Source organism: Sphingobium amiense (assembly GCF_003967075.1).
Classification (GTDB): Bacteria; Pseudomonadota; Alphaproteobacteria; order Sphingomonadales; family Sphingomonadaceae; genus Sphingobium; species Sphingobium amiense.
Genome location: NZ_AP018667.1, coordinates 1 through 16,971 on the forward strand (window position 1 = coordinate 1; position 16,971 = coordinate 16,971).

The 16,971-nt window shown below is 61.1% G+C and carries 12 protein-coding genes and 2 pseudogenes; 5 read left to right on the plus strand and 9 right to left on the minus strand.

Going from position 1 to position 16,971, the window contains the following annotated elements:
• A complete protein-coding gene (locus SAMIE_RS23595) occupies positions 1-714 on the plus strand; it encodes a replication protein A (protein WP_179955656.1) in 714 nt (237 codons plus the stop codon).
• 266 nt (positions 715-980) lie between these two features.
• On the opposite strand, the gene SAMIE_RS22475 is transcribed toward SAMIE_RS23595, so the two are convergent.
• Together SAMIE_RS22475 and istB are read right to left on the minus strand one after the other, a co-directional pair.
• Positions 981-2,624, minus strand: coding sequence for a type IV secretory system conjugative DNA transfer family protein (locus tag SAMIE_RS22475; protein WP_066704221.1), 1,644 nt, complete (start codon positions 2,622-2,624; stop codon positions 981-983).
• A 166-nt stretch (positions 2,625-2,790) separates the two neighbouring features.
• Positions 2,791-3,432 (minus strand): annotated as a pseudogene (gene istB / locus SAMIE_RS22480) (IS21-like element helper ATPase IstB); the annotation flags it as partial.
• 122 nt (positions 3,433-3,554) lie between these two features.
• Between istB and SAMIE_RS22485 the strand changes: the two are divergent.
• Together SAMIE_RS22485 and SAMIE_RS22490 are read left to right on the plus strand one after the other, a co-directional pair.
• The gene (locus SAMIE_RS22485; protein ID WP_006961814.1) at positions 3,555-6,464 is read left to right on the plus strand and encodes a Tn3 family transposase; all 2,910 of its coding nucleotides are present in this window, start codon (positions 3,555-3,557) and stop codon (positions 6,462-6,464) included.
• A 142-nt stretch (positions 6,465-6,606) separates the two neighbouring features.
• A complete protein-coding gene (locus tag SAMIE_RS22490) occupies positions 6,607-7,473 on the plus strand; it encodes a recombinase family protein (protein WP_006961816.1) in 867 nt (288 codons plus the stop codon).
• 50 nt (positions 7,474-7,523) lie between these two features.
• Here SAMIE_RS22490 and SAMIE_RS22495 read toward each other — a convergent pair.
• Both SAMIE_RS22495 and istA read right to left on the minus strand, forming a co-directional pair.
• A pseudogene (locus SAMIE_RS22495) lies at positions 7,524-7,682 on the minus strand (ATP-binding protein); the annotation flags it as partial.
• Positions 7,672-9,195, minus strand: coding sequence for an IS21 family transposase (istA, locus tag SAMIE_RS22500; protein ID WP_126516717.1), 1,524 nt, complete (start codon positions 9,193-9,195; stop codon positions 7,672-7,674). The pseudogene SAMIE_RS22495 and the gene istA, both read right to left, overlap by 11 nt.
• Before the next feature lie 305 nt (positions 9,196-9,500).
• Here istA and SAMIE_RS22505 point away from each other — a divergent pair, with 305 nt between their 5' ends.
• Entirely contained in the window at positions 9,501-10,751 is a 1,251-nt protein-coding gene (locus SAMIE_RS22505; RefSeq protein ID WP_096362255.1) for an MFS transporter, read from the plus strand.
• Between the two features lie 370 nt (positions 10,752-11,121).
• On the opposite strand, the gene SAMIE_RS22510 is transcribed toward SAMIE_RS22505, so the two are convergent.
• The 4 genes from SAMIE_RS22510 to SAMIE_RS22525 form a co-directional block, all read right to left on the minus strand.
• Positions 11,122-11,727: an acyl-CoA dehydrogenase family protein gene (locus SAMIE_RS22510; protein WP_232037500.1), complete on the minus strand. Its 606-nt coding sequence runs from the start codon at positions 11,725-11,727 to the stop codon at positions 11,122-11,124.
• Positions 11,728-11,810: 83 nt separating this feature from the next.
• On the minus strand, positions 11,811-12,095 hold the full coding sequence (locus SAMIE_RS22515; protein WP_066520978.1) for an XRE family transcriptional regulator: 285 nt from the start codon (positions 12,093-12,095) through the stop codon (positions 11,811-11,813).
• Complete coding sequence (locus SAMIE_RS22520) at positions 12,088-12,444, minus strand: type II toxin-antitoxin system RelE/ParE family toxin (protein ID WP_066520988.1); 357 nt, start codon at positions 12,442-12,444, stop codon at positions 12,088-12,090. The genes SAMIE_RS22515 and SAMIE_RS22520 overlap by 8 nt, the downstream gene beginning before the upstream one ends.
• Positions 12,445-12,475: 31 nt before the next feature.
• Positions 12,476-13,078: a recombinase family protein gene (locus SAMIE_RS22525; protein WP_066520976.1), complete on the minus strand. Its 603-nt coding sequence runs from the start codon at positions 13,076-13,078 to the stop codon at positions 12,476-12,478.
• A 200-nt stretch (positions 13,079-13,278) separates the two neighbouring features.
• Here SAMIE_RS22525 and SAMIE_RS22530 point away from each other — a divergent pair, with 200 nt between their 5' ends.
• Positions 13,279-16,248, plus strand: a complete 2,970-nt coding sequence (locus tag SAMIE_RS22530) for a Tn3 family transposase (RefSeq protein ID WP_066704273.1) — start codon at positions 13,279-13,281, stop codon at positions 16,246-16,248.
• Here the strand turns inward: SAMIE_RS22530 and SAMIE_RS22535 are convergent.
• Positions 16,161-16,877 carry an acyl-CoA dehydrogenase family protein gene (locus SAMIE_RS22535; RefSeq protein WP_232037501.1) on the minus strand — a complete coding sequence of 239 codons (717 nt, stop codon included), beginning with the start codon at positions 16,875-16,877 and terminating at the stop codon, positions 16,161-16,163. The two genes, SAMIE_RS22530 and SAMIE_RS22535, sit on opposite strands and share 88 nt — an antisense overlap.
• Between the last annotated feature and the right edge of the window lie 94 nt (positions 16,878-16,971).

The window sequence follows — 16,971 nt, forward strand, 5'->3', positions numbered from 1 at the left end:
ATGCAAACTGTATTCGAGGCCCTGGGAGGGGCGACGAGAGGGCGACGACCGGGCCGTCAGACCGGCCAGCGGGTCCATCGCTACAGCCGCACCGAGGAGGGCCGGGAAGGGCGGTTCTGGCAGCCGTTCAATCCCAAGAATGTCGCCCGGTTCATGCAGGCGGCCGAGAAGTATGATCGGGTGAAACGGCTTGCCCACCGGCGCGAGCGCAACAACCGCGAGAACGGGGCGATCGGCCATGTCGGGCTTGAGGTATTGCGCGAGCTGCTACGCCTGATCGACTACAAGACAGGCCGGCTCGATCCGGCGATAGCGACGCTGGCGCTTCGCATCGGCCGCTCGATCGCGGCCGTGGTGGACGCGCTAAAGCGGCTCAAGGCGCATGGCTTCCTCGACTGGTTGCGCCGCTATGTGCCGACCGGCAACGCGGGGCTGCGCGGCCCCCAGGTCAAGCAGACCTCGAATGCCTATCGTTTGATGCTCCCGCCGCAGGTTGAGCGCGGCATGACCGCACCACCGCCAGAGGATGACAGCGATCGGCGACGGGTGGCGGCCGAGGAGGGCAGGGCGATGATCGCCGTGCTCCCCCTTGATGAGCAGCCAGCCCAGCTCATTGACGATCCCGGCCTTGCCGCGATTCTTGCCCGGCTCGGGCGAGGGATTATGGACCAAGAACGTGATTCAGAGAGGCAGAATGAATCCCAGCAGAGTTAGAAATATACAAGCGGAATTGGCCTAACGGCCAATACGTAGTTCGCTTCGTGCCGCCTACGGCGTCACAAGAGCGGCGCAAGCGCCGCTGGCTAGGCGGAAAAGAAGTGGGGCAGGTGGCGACGGAATCACCCGCTACGGCCGCTCAGGAAAGCCGTGAGGGCAGGAGAGGGGCTTTCGACGTGTTATGGGTGGCGATGACGGCAAACTCCACCAGCGAGGCTTAAATCGACCCGGTGGTTTGCGGCCGAACTAGCCGCCCCAATCGCTTACGCCGGATCGAACCGCCCGGCGAACTCGCGATTGTCGTAGTAACGCAGCTTGCCGGCGATGATCGGGCGCTGCCCGGCGAGGAACAGGAGCTGACGGTCGGGGCGGAGTGTGCGGACTTCATCTGGGGTGAGCAGCGCGCGGCTGACGTGCTGCTGCCCGTAGGACAGGCCGCTTTCCTCCGCGTCGAGCGCGCGGCTCATGGTCTCGAACACGACGGTTTCCTGCCCGGCCAGATCGGAGACGAGCTTGGCGCTGTCCTGATCGTTGACCCCGAACACCTGGAGGACGCCGGCGTTCGACAGGAAGGTGCCGGCGCGCTGCCCGTAGAGCGCGCGGAGCTGGTGGACGTCCTGGAGGATCGGCCAGAGCTGGACGCCATAGCCCGCCATCAGCCCCATCGCGCGTTCGACCGGTTCAAGGCGGCCGAGCGCCGCGAACTCGTCGAGCAGGAACAGCACCGGCCAGGGCGGGCGACCGGGCGCGCGCGCCAGCTCGGTCAGGGCTTGCGCCACCATCAGCCGCAGCCAGCGGGCATAGCTGGCGAGCCGATCGGGCGGCAGCACGAGGAACACCGTCGCGGGCGCAGCCTTCAACCCGGCGAACGTGAAATCCGAGTGCCCCAGCACCGTCGCCATGCGGGGTGAATCGAGAAAATGCGTGTGGCGTTGCGCGGCCGACAGCACCCCGGCGGCTTCGCGATCGGATTTACCGAGCTGGCGGTTGGCAGCGCGCGCGACCAGGCCACCTTGCGCTTGCATGGCAGCGAGCTGCGCCGTCAATGCTGCCGGGGCGAGTGTGAGCCGGTCGCGCAGCGTTTCCAAGGTGCGGGTCGCGGGTGGTTCGGTGGTGACGATGTGGAGCAGGATGCCGGCGATCAGCGCCTTGGCTTCCTCGTTCCAATGCGCGTCGCCGGCTTCGCCGGGTGCGTCGTGGACCAGCGCGTCGGCGAGCGTCATGCAATCGTCGGCGAGATCGAGGCCGTGCGGGTCGATGCGATCGAGCGGATTGAAAGCGGCCGAGGACAGGCCGGTGACGCTGAACGGATCAAGGATATGGACCGCGCCGAACTTGCCGCGCTGGCGCGCAGCGATGCGGGCGTTCTCGCCTTTGGGGTCGATGCAGACGACCGCGAACGGATATTCCAGCAGGTTGGGGATGATCGTGCCGACACCCTTGCCGGTGCGGGTGGGTGCGATCGTCAGCAGATGGGCGGGACCTGCGTAGCGCATCGGCTTGCCGGTCTTCACGTCACGACCGATCAGCAGGCCGTGATCGTCGTTAAGCGCCTGGGCTTCCCCGGCTGTGGCAAAGCGGGCCGAACCATGCGTGTCGGCGCTATCACCATAATCGAACCGGCGAAGCAGGGGCAGGACGAACATCCAGACCATGACCAGCACTACGGCACCGCTGATCCCGAACACGCCAAGCTGAGCGACAGCGCCGTTCTTATCGAGGCCGAAGTACCAGATCGCCAGCATCAGCAGCAGGAATAGCGCGACGAACAGCACCATCGTGAACAGGACCACGCCGATGATGTGCCGGGCGAACCGGAAAGGGGCGAGCAGGATGCCGAACAAGGCCCACATGGGGTTGGCACGGGCGGTGCGGGCGAGATTACGGGTGGCGCGCGCAAGGCCCATGCTACTTCCCCAGCGGGAGCGTAATGACCGGGGCGTCGTGACGCTCGGAATATCCCAACATCAGAGTATGATAGCGTTCTGCTGTTGATTGCTGCTGAGAAGTGACCCGGGGTTTTCATCGAGAAGTGACCCACCTTGCGATTATGTTTCGGATGTCAGGGGTGGGTCAAGATGGGGTTTTCTCCTTCCGGGTTTTGGGCTGCTGAGCGGAGCTGTTCTTGAACCTGAAGCTGTCGTTGCCGGTCTCGAGGATGTGGCAGTGATGGGTGAGCCGATCGAGGAGCGCGGTGGTCATCTTGGCATCTCCGAACACGGTGGCCCATTCGCTGAAGCTGAGGTTGGTGGTGATGATGACGCTGGTGCGCTCGTAAAGCTTGCTCAGCAGATGGAACAGCAGGGCGCCGCCTGAGGCGCTGAACGGCAGATAACCAAGCTCGTCGAGGATCACGAGATCGGAGTGGGCAAGCCTTCCGGCGATCTGCCCTGCCTTGCCCTGCGCCTTCTCCTGTTCCAGCGCGTTGACCAGCTCGACCGTGGAGAAGAACCGCACGCGCTTGCGATGATGCTCGATGGCCTGGACGCCTAGGGCGGTGGCGATGTGGGTCTTGCCGGTTCCGGGTCCGCCGACCAGCACGATATTGTCGGCCACGTCCATAAACTCGCAGCGGTGAAGCTGGCGGACCAGCGCCTCGTTGACCTCGCTGCTGGCAAAGTCGAAGCTCGCCAGATCGCGATAGGCCGGGAACCGTGCGATCTTGAGCTGATAGGATACCGACCGCACTTCCCGTTCGGCAGTCTCCGCCTTCAAGGCCCAGTCGGCCCGAAGCTGCGATTTTGGTCATCTTGGAGAACACGTCGGGAACGGGCTGGTTGTTGTTGACGATCGCCCATGCGAGGAACGACGTTCCGCTCCGATAAGGGAGCGGCGTTATGAGCCTTGGCGTTTCGAGTGGGGATCTGATCGGCTCCTGGAGCCTGAGTTTTTCGGACATCGCGTTCGTGACCGGCAAAGCGGAGACGGCACGACTGGGATTGGCGGTTCAGCTTAGATTTTTCGCCGGGCATGGCTTCTTTGTGCCGGATCATGCGTCGATACCCTCCGACGGTGTCTTGTATCTGGCGGAGCAACTTGGTCTCGATGCCAAATCCGTGAACCACTATGATTTTTCCGGGCGCACCGCCCGCCGGCATTGCGCGGAGATTTTGCGGCATCTCGGGTTCCGCCGTATGACGCAGACGGATCGCAGGGCGTTGTCGAGGTGGATTTCCGACGATCTTTGTGCGGGCGGGCAGCCGATCAATGCCATGCTCGAGCATGTTTTCCTGTGGTGCCGCGACCGCCGTATCTATGGGCCGTCGCGCAAGGAGCTGGAACGCCTCGTCCGTTCGCAACGACACCTCTATCTGGAGGCCCTGTTGGCCCGAGTCCGCGATCGGCTTGCGCCGGATGCGGTCGCCTTGCTGGAAGCCTCGCTCGCCGATCCCGATGGCCCGACCGGCTTCAACACGATGAAGGGGGATGCAGGTCAGGCGACGCTCGAAAACATTCTTGGCGTGACCGCCAAACTCGCCTTTATCCAACGGCTTGCTCTTCCCCGAGATTTCCTATCGGTCACGGGCAAGGCATGGGTCGATCAGATCGTTCGCCGGGTTGCCGGCGAGAAAGCCTCGGAGATGCGCCGGCATGTACCGGCGCGCCAGCTCGGGCTCTATGCCGTTTATCTGATGGCGCGGGAAGCTCAGCTTACGGATGCGATGGTCGACCTGCTGATCGAGACGGTCCATAAGATCGGATCGCGCTCGAAACGCAAGGTGGTGGGCGATATCGCGAAAGACATCGAGCGGGTCTATGGCAAGGAGCGACTCCTGGTCGAGATTGCCAGCGCTTCGATCGACGATCCATCCGGGCGCATCTGCGATGTCATTTTCCCAATCGCCGGCAAGGACAAACTGGCGGCGATCATCAAGGAAAGCCAGGCAAAGGGCGCCTTGGATCGGCGGATCTACAAGGTGATGCGGAGGTCATGGGCCAATCATTATCGCCGTATGCTGCCAAGCCTGCTTTCGGCACTGGAGTTCCGGTCGAACAACGCCGTGTGGCGTCCGGTGCTGGCGGCCCTGGACTGGATCAGAAGCAAAGTGGATGATGGATGCCGCTACGTGCCGCCGCACGCAGTGCCGGTCGACGAGGTCATTCCGGCGAGATGGCGCAGTTCCGTCATTGATGAAGAGGGGCGCGTAAACCGGATCAGTTATGAGCTTTGTGTCCTCGCGCAACTGCGCGATCGCATCCGTTCTAAGGAAATCTGGGTTGTCGGGGCGGACCGATACCGCAATCCCGATGACGATCTTCCCAAGGACTTCGATGCGCGGCGAGAAGCATATTACACAGGATTGAACCTGACGGCGGATGCGCGTGCATTTTCAAGCGCCATCCGGGAAGAGCTTGCTCAGGAACTGTTGCTCCTCAATGCCAATATTCCCCGGAACGACAAGGTTCGGCTGCTGTGGCGCGGCGAGAACCGTATATCTCTCACCCCGTTCAAACCCTTGCCCGAACCCAGGGGTCTCGCCTCGATCAAGACCGAGATCGGCCAACGCTGGCCGATGACCGGGCTGCTCGACGTACTGAAGGAGGCTGCCCTTGATACGGGACTTCTCGAAGCGTTCGAAACATCGGCCTCGCGTGTTGCACTGCCGAAAACCGCGCTGGATCAACGTCTCCTGCTATGCCTCTACGGCCTGGGAACGAATGCCGGGCTCAAGCGGATCGCCGGCGCCACCCCCGATGTCAGCTATGAAGAGCTGCTGCATGTCCATCGCCGCTTCGTTCATGCCGCGGCGCTCAAGGAGGCGTGTGCCAGGGTTGCGAATGCGACCCTGGCAATCCGCAATGCTGCAGTCTGGGGGGACGCCGGCACGGCCTGTGCGTCAGATTCCACAAAGTTCGGAGCCTGGGATCGCAACCTGATGACGGAATGGCATGCGCGTTATGGTGGACGGGGCGTCATGATCTACTGGCATGTCGAACGACGCGCGACATGCGTCTATTCCCAGCTCAAGCGCTGCTCTTCCTCCGAGGTCGCCTCCATGATCGAGGGCGTGCTGCGCCATTGCACCGACATGGAAATCCAGCGACAATATGTTGATAGTCATGGCCAAAGCGCGGTTGGCTTTGCATTTTGCCGGCTTCTCGGATTTGAGCTTGCACCCCGCCTGAAAGCGATCGCTCGCCAGAAGCTGGCTCTTCCCGATGTCGGCATGCGAACGCGGCTTCCCCACTTGCAGCCGATCCTCTCCAGTCCGATCAACTGGGATGAGATCGAGCAGCAATATGACGAGATGGTCAAATATGCAGCCGCGATGCAGACAAAAACCGCCGACCCGGAGGCGATCCTGCGCCGGTTTAGCCGCTCCGAGGTGATGCACCCGACCTACAAGGCGTTGAGTGAGCTGGGCCGCGCGGTCAAGACGATCTTCCTGTGCCGGTATCTGCGCGAGGAGTCCTTCCGCCGCGAAATTCATGAAGGCCTGAATGTCGTTGAAAACTGGAACAGTGCCAATGGGTTCGTTTTCTTCGGCAAGGGCGGCGAGATCGCCACTAACCGCATCGATGAGCAGCAGCTCTCGGTCCTGGCGCTACATTTGCTGCAAGCGTCGCTTGTCTATGTGAACACCCGAATGCTTCAGAGCGTGCTGGTGGAACCGAAATGGACGGGCCGGATGACGCCGGATGATTATCGCGGCCTCACACCGCTGATTTACAGCCACGTCAATCCTTATGGCCGCTTCGACCTCGATCTGAATAGCCGGATCGATTTTGGGCGGCTTGCTGCCTGACCGGGGCCTTTCCGCTCGCACCATTTGGGTGCACCCGAACGTGACGATCGGAAGTGACATATACGACATGTCACAAAAGGGTGGTTCCGTCACCAATGTTACTGTACGAGGGCAAAGCCACCCTAATGTGACGGATTTGCCCATGACCCGCGTCGGCTACGCCCGCGTCAGCACCATCGACCAGGATCTCGACATCCAGGTTGCCCGGTTGAAGGCAGCGGGCTGTGAAATCCTCCGCTCCGAAACAGGCTCGGGCGCATCGCGCACTGGACGCACGGAGCTTGAGACGATCATGCAGTTCCTGCGCGCCGATGACGAACTCGTCGTCCTGCGTCTCGATCGGCTCGGTCGCTCCACACGCGATGTTCTCAATCTGGTTCATGAACTCGACCAGAAGGGAGCCTCATTGCGGGTGCTTGAGCCGGAGGTGACGACGGCCGGAAGCATGGGGCGGATGGTGATCACCATTCTGGGCATGGTCGCGGACATGGAACTGACGTTCATCAAGGACCGGCAGCGCGCCGGGATCGAGGCGGCGCGCGCCGAAGGCGTCTACAAAGGCCGGAAGAAAAACATCGATGACGATGAAATCCGACGCCGGATCACCGCCGGCGCGAGCAAGGCCAGCGTCGCGCGCGACCTCAAGATCTCAAGAATGACCGTCTATCGGGCGCTTGACGTCATTCCTTCAAGGATCGGGCTGCCGGAAAAGCCGCCTTCTGTCACCATCGCCCTGCATCTGACCATCGAGAACTTCAACAAGCATGGTCGTGGCAGAAAGCCCGCTCGCGAGCGCATTGAGGCGATGCTGGAGCGGGATTACCAGATGCAAAAGACCGGGAACTGCGATTACACGCTGACCGTCGCCTATGATCAGGGTGCCGATGGCGTCAGCCTCGATGATGAGATCGCATCTCTCCAGACAGAGATGTTCAACATCGCAGAGAGCTACAGGTGCTCGATCGAGACCGATGTTTACGAGATTGGAGGACAAGAGCGAGCCTGGTAGATCGCCATGTTCAATCTTTGTTCTTCAACATGGCCAAAATCGCAGCTTCGGGCCGACTGGGCCTTCAAAAGCTGGGACAGGATCGGGACGGCCGCGTCGAACGCGGGCGCGCCTTGCTCCATGAGATCGGTGACGGCCTGCGCCATGCCATGCATCTTGAGGCTGCGCAGCATGACGATGATGGCGCCGCTGGCGGGATCATGACGCATGGCGGTTCTCCCCGCGCAGCGCATCATAGCGTTCCACATTGGCAAGGGGCTCGCTGACCAGCCTCAGCGCCTGGGGCGCCGTGATCGGCGGTGTCGTCAGCGGCTTGCCGTCGATCAGCCGGTGCAGCAAGTTGAGGATATGGGTTTTGGTCGGAACACCGGACTCCAGCGCCATGGTAACCGCGCGCAGTACGACCTGCTCGTCATGATGCAGCACCAGGGCAAGGATCTCGACCATCTCTCTGTCGCCGCCGGGAGCGCGCAACAGATGGCGCTGTAACCGCTGGAAGGCATCGGGCATCTCTAGGAACGGCGCGCCATTGCGCAGGGCGCCAGGCTTGCGCTGGACCACTGCCAGATAATGGCGCCAGTCATAAACAGTGCGTCCTGGCCCATCATGGGATCGTTCGATGATGCGCTGGTGTTCGCACAGCAACTGCCCCTCGGCCACCACGAGGAAGCGGTCGGGATAGAGCCGCACGCTGACAGGGCGGTTGGCAAAGGATGCCGGCACGCTGTAGCGGTTGCGCTCCAGATGGACGAGGCAGGTCGGTGAGACCCGCTTGCCATATTCGACAAAGCCGTCGAACGGCCTGCCCATCGGCATCAGGCTTGCCACCTCCTCGGCCCAGGCATCAGCGACAGAGCCCGGTTCGATCCCGTGCGGGATATCCTGCCACAGCGCCTTGCAGCGATCCTCCAGCCAGCTGTTCAGGGCGTCGAGCGTCTCGGTCTGGGGAACGGGCTGCCACAGGCGATGCCGCGCATCCTGGACGTTCTTCTCGACCTGCCCCTTCTCCCAACCCGCTGCCGGATTACAGAACTCTGCCTCGAACAGATAATGGCTCACCATCGTGAGGAAGCGGGCGTTGACGGTCCGATCCTTGCCGCGCCCGACCTTGTCGACGGCAGTGCGCATGTTGTCATAGATGCCGCGGCGCGGCACCCCGCCCAGCACGCGGAACGCGTGATTATGGGCGTCGAACAGCATCTCGTGGGTCTGGAGCAGATAGGCTCGAACGAAGAAGGCCCGGCTGTAGCTGAGCTTGAAGTGTGCAACCTGCAGCTTGGTGCGGACACCATCGATGATCGCCCAGTCCTCGCTCCAGTCAAACTGGAATGCTTCACCCGGTGCGAACGACAACGGCACGAAGGTGCCCTTGCCGCTCATCTGCTGCTGGCGGCGATAATCATCGCGCCAGGCACGAGCAAAGGCCGCGACACGGCCATAGGACCCGTCAAAGCCCAGGCTCACCAGATCGGCATGCAACTGCTTGATCGTGCGCTTCTGCTTGCGCGATCGGCCCATCTCTCGCCTGAGCCAGACCGTCAGCCGATCGACGAACGGATCCAGCTTGCTCGGCCGCTCGGGCACTTTGAACTGCGGCTCGACTGTGTCTGACCGCAGATATTTACGGACCGTGTTGCGGGATAGACCGGTACGCTTGGCTATCTCCCGGATCGACAGATGATCGCGGTAATGCCAGCGCCGGATGACGCTCAATAATGCCATGTCCAACACTCCATGGTCCCCCGCTCAAAGCCAGGGACGTGTTCAAACATGGGTCACTTCTCAGTGAAAATTACTGGCTTCCCCGGGTCACTTCTCAGCGGCAATCAACAGATGGCATCATCGACGCCTGCTGCCCCGGAGTGAAGAAGCCGCCGCTGGTATCGGCTACGCTTTTTGTGATAGCATCGGCCGACGGGGGGCGCGATCCACGAATATCGGCAATTCTGAATGACTTCCCGGCATTCAGGTCGTGCGACGCTTTCATTCCGAGTCATAGATAAAAACTTAGGATTGGGGAGACAAAGGTGAGTGCTAGCCAAGAAATCAAGTCGTGGGACACCGACTATGAGTGGAAGGTGGTGCTCCTGCTCGCCTTGGGGTTCGGTCTGGTTGGGCTGGATAGATGGATCCTGGCACCCTTATATCCCTTCATCGCAGCCGATTTGGGTCTCGCAGAGGGCGATATTGGCTACCTCGCCGGCGTCCTCGGCATCGTGTGGGGGCTTTTCGCGATATTCGCCGGGCGTTTGTCAGACCGCATAGGACATCGAAAAGTTCTCATTCCATCGATCATCCTGTTCTCGCTGATGTCGGGATTTTCCGGGCTAGCCCACAGTCTGACTTTCCTGGTGGTTATCCGGTCGCTGATGGGAGCGACGGAAGGTGCCTTTTGTCCAACAAGTTTCGCAGCGACGGCTGCCGCCTCGAAACCGGAGCGGCGCGGCTTCAACCTGGGCCTGCAACAAAGCGGCTTTGCCTTGTTCGGCTTTGCCTTGGCGCCGATGGTCGCGACACAGTTGCTCACCGTTGTTCCGTCATGGCGAGAGGTTTTCTGGGTCGTCGCGATACCGGGCTTCCTGGTCGCACTTCTTTTGTATTTCGTCCTGCGCGATCCTGGAAATGCACCTGCTGCCGGTCTGGTGGGGATTGAGGAAGCAGCACCCGTCAAATGGATGGAAGCTCTGAAAAGCCGTAACATCATTGTCTGTATGATGGCGCTGATATGCGCAATGGCATGCGTCTTCGTTCTTGGCGCAATGGTACCGATCTACCTGATGAACGTCATCCGACTGTCTCCGCAGGAAATGGGCATCGTGACGTCGGCCATGGGTTTCGGCGGGTTTATCGGGCAGTTTAGCTGGCCGGGACTCTCGGACAAGTTCGGCCGCAAACCGCTCGCCATCATCGGTTTTCTGGCTGCAGCGGTCTCGGTATATTGGTTTTCGCAGATCGGTGCCGACACAACCTTGCTGTTCGTCGCCCTGTTCATAACTTCCTTCTTCTGCCTCGGAAACGTCGCCTTGATAACCGGTCCCATTGCCACTGAATCGGCTCCAGCAGGGTTGGTAGCCGCATCGATCGGCATTGTGGTTGGCGCAGGTGAGATATTCGGCGGCGGTGTTGCGCCTGCTATTGCCGGGTTTGTGGCCAATAATTTCGGGCTACCGAGCGTCCTCACCGTCGCTCTGACAGGCGTTTCCATTGGGGTGTTCGTCTGCTTGCTCCTCAAGGAAACGGCGCCTCTGAGGGTCGGCAACCGCCCCGCGACGACTTGACCTACTAAAGCCGAACGTGGTGCTTGGTGCTGGGTGAGCGCATCGGCTCGGTCGGAATGGTTCAGCAGGTTCCGGCGGCTGCAGATCTCGCGAAATCGTCTTGAGGTGCGAGGCCGGCGCCGTCGGCGAATGAATAATCCAGGCGACGGGCGAGTGTCCGTCGCCTGGATATTGCGCCTTATAGCGGCATCAGGTGCCCCGCCCGGAGAAGCCGAGGCTGCGACGCTTGCGCCCATGGAATGCATTTGCGTCTTCGCTGAGCGCCCACGCCGGACCGAGCCTTTACCCCACTCCGATCAGGGTCTTTCCACAAGGTGTTGACCTTGTTCGACCCGCTCCGAAACGATCGAGCCAGAGAAGGGGAGCTAAGCTATTCGGCCAGTCCCAAGCGTTTGGCTATATTGTTCTTCTGCATGTTTGATGATCCGCCAATGATCGGCATTCCGATCAAATCGATCACGATCTGTGGCATATCGAATTCGTCGGACAAGCCGTAAGCGCCAAGGACCCTCTGGCACGCGAGACCGATTTGAACTGAGACGTCGGCAACGAACAATTTGGCCATGCTCGTCTCAACGGAAGCCGGGCGGCCCTGGCTGACAAGCCATGCCGCATGGTAGAGCATATGACGACAGGCCTGCAATCGCGTACGCGCGTCCACCAGTTCATGGCGCACTGCCTGGTGCCCGCTGATCGGCCTGCCGAACTGTTGCCGTTCCTGGGCATACTGCCAAGCTTCTTCCACCGCGGCCTGCGCCAGGCCGTAAGTGATTGCGGCGACTTCAACCTTCTCGACATCGAGCGACTGTCCCGCCAGCACGCGCCAGCCTTCGTTCCAGGCCTGAGGACCGCCCAAGATGTTCTCCGCGGAAACCCGCACATCGTCAAAATGCACATCAAAGCTGTGGGTGTAGACCATGTTGCGATGGCTCAAGGCCGCCCGGGTGATGCCGACCGCATCTGTCGGAACGAGCACGGCGTCACCTCAAGGTTTGTGCGCCAAACAACGATTTGGCGGACATAAGCGGAACATTCGGCGTAGTCGGCCTTGTTTGCTTATCAGATCAGCGCGAGCTCGACCCTACGCCCCACGACGGCGGCAGCGCGCTGCAGGGTTTCGATGGTGACATTGCCATCGGCGGGATCAAGCATGCGGTCTACTTGTGTCCTGCTGGTATGCATCAATAGCGCCAGTCGCTTCTTGCTGAGCTTGCGTTCGCGCATCGCCTCGGAAAGCTGCCAAGCGATGACTTCCTTGATGGCCTTGGCCTGGAATTCCGCGAGCACACCTTCTTCCTCGAGGAAGCTGTCCAGCGTCGGGCCGCGATGTTTGTTCTCAGCCATTTTCAACCTCTTTCTGGCGCTTGCGTGCCAATTCCAAATCTGCGGCTGGCGTCGTCTGTGACTTCTTGATAAATCCATGCAGCGCGTAGAGTTCGCCTTGGTGGAAACAGAACAGCACACGCGCGATCGTTCCGTCAGGCAGGGATGTACGCACTTCGAACAGCCCCTTTCCCATAGGGCGAACCAGCGGCATGCCAACCGGCCAGCGGAACTGGACCCGCTGTAAGTCCTGGCCAATCTCGCGGCGATTGGCTTCAGGGAGACCGAGTAGCCAGTCGCGAACGGGGACATTGCCTGCATCGGTCTGGTAGAACACCAGCTCGATGCGTTGTGCGGTCCCCGATCCCATGGCTACCATATGCACTATATAAGGTGCATAGTCAAGCTGGTTCCGCCGTCACGGCAGTGACCGTGGGCTGCCGGCCAAGGGTGCGATAAACTGTCGGACGCGAAATCGAGAACAGTTCGGCCAGGTCGCTGATCGAATAATCGCCGGTGTCATACATCCGGCGCAACTCCTTCTGCTGCCGATCAGATAGCTTTGGCTTCTTGCCGCGCAGCTTTCCCCGGGCGCGGGCGACGGCCATACCTTCCCGGGTCCGCATCCTGATCAGATCGGCTTCGAATTCCGCGAAGGTGGCAAGGATGTTGAAGAACAGCTTGCCCATGGGGTCGCCGGGATCGTGGACGCTGGCACTGAGTTGCAATCTCACGCCGCGTGCCGTCAGCTGGTCGCCGATCGCCCGTGCGTCGGGAACGGAGCGCGCAAGTCGGTCGAGCTTGGGCACCACCAGCGTGTCGCCATTGCGAACTGCGGCCAAGGCCTGATCCAAACCTGGTCGCGCACGATTGGTCCCGGTGAAACCGTGGTCGGTATAAATTCGATCCGGTGCCACCCCAAGCTGGACCAGAGCGTCGCGCTGTGCGGCAAGATCCTGCTTGTCCGTTGAGCAGCGGGCATAGCCGATCAGGGTGTTGGTCATCCGGGACTTGTATCGCAGAAGGGGCCTTCAACGCAAAACAAATCGGACCAGTCAAACGAGACAGGCGGAACACAGGTTTTCGGTGCGATGGCGGCGCTGCCGACACATGTTCGCTAAGGGATCGTCTATCGGACAGTGCACCTCTTCGCATTGGCAGACCCTCGCGTTAATCTGACGCGACGAATCGGTGGGAGGGCAAATTGGCGAGACGACGGCTCCTGACTGATCACGAGCGCCGATGCCTATTCGAGCCGCCGACCGACGACATCGCGATCATCGCCAACTACACGTTGTCCGCCGAAGACATCGAAGTGATCGGCAGGCGCTACGGCGCGCCGAACAGGCTTGGCCTCGCAAGCCATATTGCCTTGATGCGTCATCTTGGATTCGGCTTGCCGGGAAACAATGCCGTCCCGACCCCCGTTTTGCATTACCTCGCCGCCCAACTGCACGTCGATCCGGCAGCGCTCACCAGCTATGGTCAGCGCTCACAGACCCGAAACGACCATGCCGAGATCGTCGCCCGATACCTGGGGCTTCATCCCTTCCGGCGCATGGACATTCCTTTCGCGCTGGAACTGGCGGAAGCCGCCGCGCGACACACAGATCGCGGCGAACCCATCGTTCGCGCACTGATCGAGGGGCTGAAGGACAAGCGCTTCATCTTGCCCGCCTCGGATACCTTGGAGCGGGCCGGACTTGCCGGACGGGCTCGCGCGCGCAAAGCGGCCGCAGCCGCACTCATCGAGACGCTAGATTCCTCCGAGATGGCGCATCTCGACGACCTGCTCGTCAACAATTCCGATTTCGGGATGACGCCCTTGGCCTGGCTCCGCGCCTACGATGAAGCGCCGAATACAGCGAACATCAATGGCCTCTTGGAGCGGTTGCGGTTTGTGCGCAATATTGGCATCGATCCCGCAGTCAGCTCCGAGATCCCCGAATTCCGCTTCGCCCAATTTGTTCGCGAAGGCGGCGTGGCCCCGGCCTTTCTCCTCTCTGACTACAGCCTTAATCGCCGCCGCGCGACGCTTGTGGCAGCCGTCATCGATCTTGAAGCCCGGCTTGCCGATGGTGCGATCCAGATGTTCGATCGTCTGATCGGCGGCATGTTCACCCGCGCACGGCGCGGCCGGGAGAGGCGCTATCAGGACAGCATCCAGTCCGTCGGCCAGCTGATGCGACTGTTCGGCGCGACGATTTCGGCCCTTGATGAAGCGATCCAGCACGGCGGCGATCCGCTCGAGCTGATCGATGAAATGGTGGGTTGGCACAAGCTGGTGGCCGCAAAGGCGCAGGTCGACGCGCTGGCCAACCTCGCCGGCGAGGATGCCTTGGTCATGGCGACCGAACGCTATGCGACGCTGCGCCGGTTCGGCCCCGCCTTCTTCGAGGCATTCTCGTTCAAGGCGTCCGGCAGCCGATTGCAGTTGATCAAGGCCATCGATGTCATCAGGGATGCCAACCAGCGCAAAGCACGCCATCTCCCCGACAGTGTTCCACTGCCGTTCCCGAACCGCAAATGGAAGCAGATCATCACCAGCGGCGGGCGCATCAACCGTCGGCTCTACGAAATTGCGGTTGCTGCGACTTTGCGCGACGGGTTGCGTGCTGGCGATGTGTGGGTCGAGGGCAGCCGTAGCTATCAGCGCTTCGACGCCTATCTGCTCAGCCGTCGCGACACAGCGAAAGCCCTGGAGCAGCTTGCCTTCGAGACCGATGCTCAAGCCTACCTTGCCGGGCGCGGTAGAACGCTCGATTGGCGGTTGCGCCGCTTTGCCAAGCAGCTGAAAGGCGGAAACCTTGAAGGCGTGTCTTTGGACCGCGACCGATTGAAAATCCAGCAAATGCCGCCAATCAGCCCGCCCGAAGCCGAAGCGCTCGACCGGCGGCTCGATGGTCTGCTCCCGCGCGTCAGGATAACCGAGCTTTTGCTCGAAGTGGCCGAACGCACGGGTTTTCTATCAGCCTTTCGCGAGCTGCGATCCGGCAAGGAACACGACAACCCCAATGCCGTGCTCGCGGCGATCCTGGCGGACGGCACCAATCTGGGCTTGGAGCGCATGGCCAATGCCAGCGAAGGCGTGACCTATGCTCAGATCGCGTGGACGCACAATTGGTACCTGTCGCCCGAAAATTACAGCCACGCACTCCAGACGATAGTCGCGGCCCATCATCAGCTTCCGTTCGCGCGCCACTGGGGCGCGGGAACCAGCTCGTCGTCCGACGGCCAGTTTTTCCGCTCCGGAAGAAGCCGGTCGGGCGCCGCCGAGGTCAATGCCAAGTACGGTGCAGAGCCAGGGGTGAAGATATATTCGCATGTCTCCGACCATTTTGCATCCTTCGGCTCGCGGATCATGTCCGCAACAGCCGGGGAAGCGCCCTATGTGCTCGATGGTCTGGTTCTGGGCGCCGGGCAACTCCCGTTGCACGAACATTATACCGACACCGGCGGTGCCAGTGACCATGTGTTCGGGTTGTGCCACCTACTGGGCTTCCGATTCGTCCCGCGATTGCGCGACATTGCGGATCGCAAGCTTGGCTCCATTCTGGCACCATCATCCTATCGGGGCATCGAATGTCTGATGGGCCGCACGATCAAGACAGCCGCGATCGAAGCCGATTGGGATGACATCGTCCGGGTCGTGGCGTCGATCAAGGATGGCACTGTCGCGCCCTCGGTCATCATGCGCAAGCTTGCTGCCTACAAGCGGCAAAACAAACTGGATTTTGCGCTTGCCGAACTCGGCCGCATCGAGCGCACGCTGTTCGCGCTCGACTGGCTGGAACAGCCCACGCTTCGGCGGGCATGCCAAGCGGGCCTGAACAAGGGGGAGGCGCGGCATACTTTGGCAGCGGCCATCTACACCAATCGCCAGGGCCGATTTACGGATCGAAGCCTCGAAAACCAGGAATACCGCGCTTCGGGCCTCAATCTGCTGATCGCGGCGATTTCCTATTGGAACACGCTCTATCTTGACCGGGCTGTGCAGCATCTCGGTGCTACCGACATCGAATTTGATCTAGCGCTGCTTGCCCATCTGTCGCCAATGGGCTGGGCGCACATCAGCCTGACCGGCGATTATCTTTGGGACCAGGCCAAGCGAATTTCTGCGGGCGAATTTCGGCCGCTGAACGATCCGCTGGCGCGGCTCAAGCTCGTGGCATGACCGATGTTCCCGAAATGTCCGTCAAATCGTTGTCTGGCGCACAAACCTTGAAGTGACGCCAGCACCAGGGTCAGATTACGATATTTACTCCCCTCAGGATCGGAGTTCACGAGGCAGATGATATAATCTGCCCAATCCGCGCCCGTGCACCAGCGTTTGGAGCCGTTGATGACCACCGTGTCGCCACCATCCTCCAGATGGGCGCGAGTCTGCACCGATGCGAGATCGCCGCCGACGTCGGGTTCGGAGAATCCGTAAGCGAACTGCACCTTGCCTTCCGCTATTTTCGGTAGCAACACCGCTTTCTGTTCCGGCGAACCGCTCTCGGCGACGTTGCCTCCACCATAGAAGGCGCAATGAATATAAGGCCCTGCGAGAAAGGAACCGCACCGGCTTAATTCCTCGATCACGGCCGTTGCCGCGTACCAGTCCGGCCCCTGGCCGCCAAACTCCGCCGGAACCGTCAGAGCGCAGACTCCCAGTTCTGACAGCTTTGCGAAAACGTCGCGCGGCCACGCTTGCGCTCGCCGCCATTCCTCCCTTTTCGGCCGCGGCGCTTCCTTTTCGATGAAGCGGCGCAGGGTTGCGCGCAACATCTGAATGTGATCGGGTTCATCAGAAAAATACATAGTCATTCGCCCCGTCGTCTGTTTGCAGGCTCGCTCGGGCTCTCACCAATAAGCCAACGGCGCACTGGAGCTGCTACCGACCTCGTCACGCCGG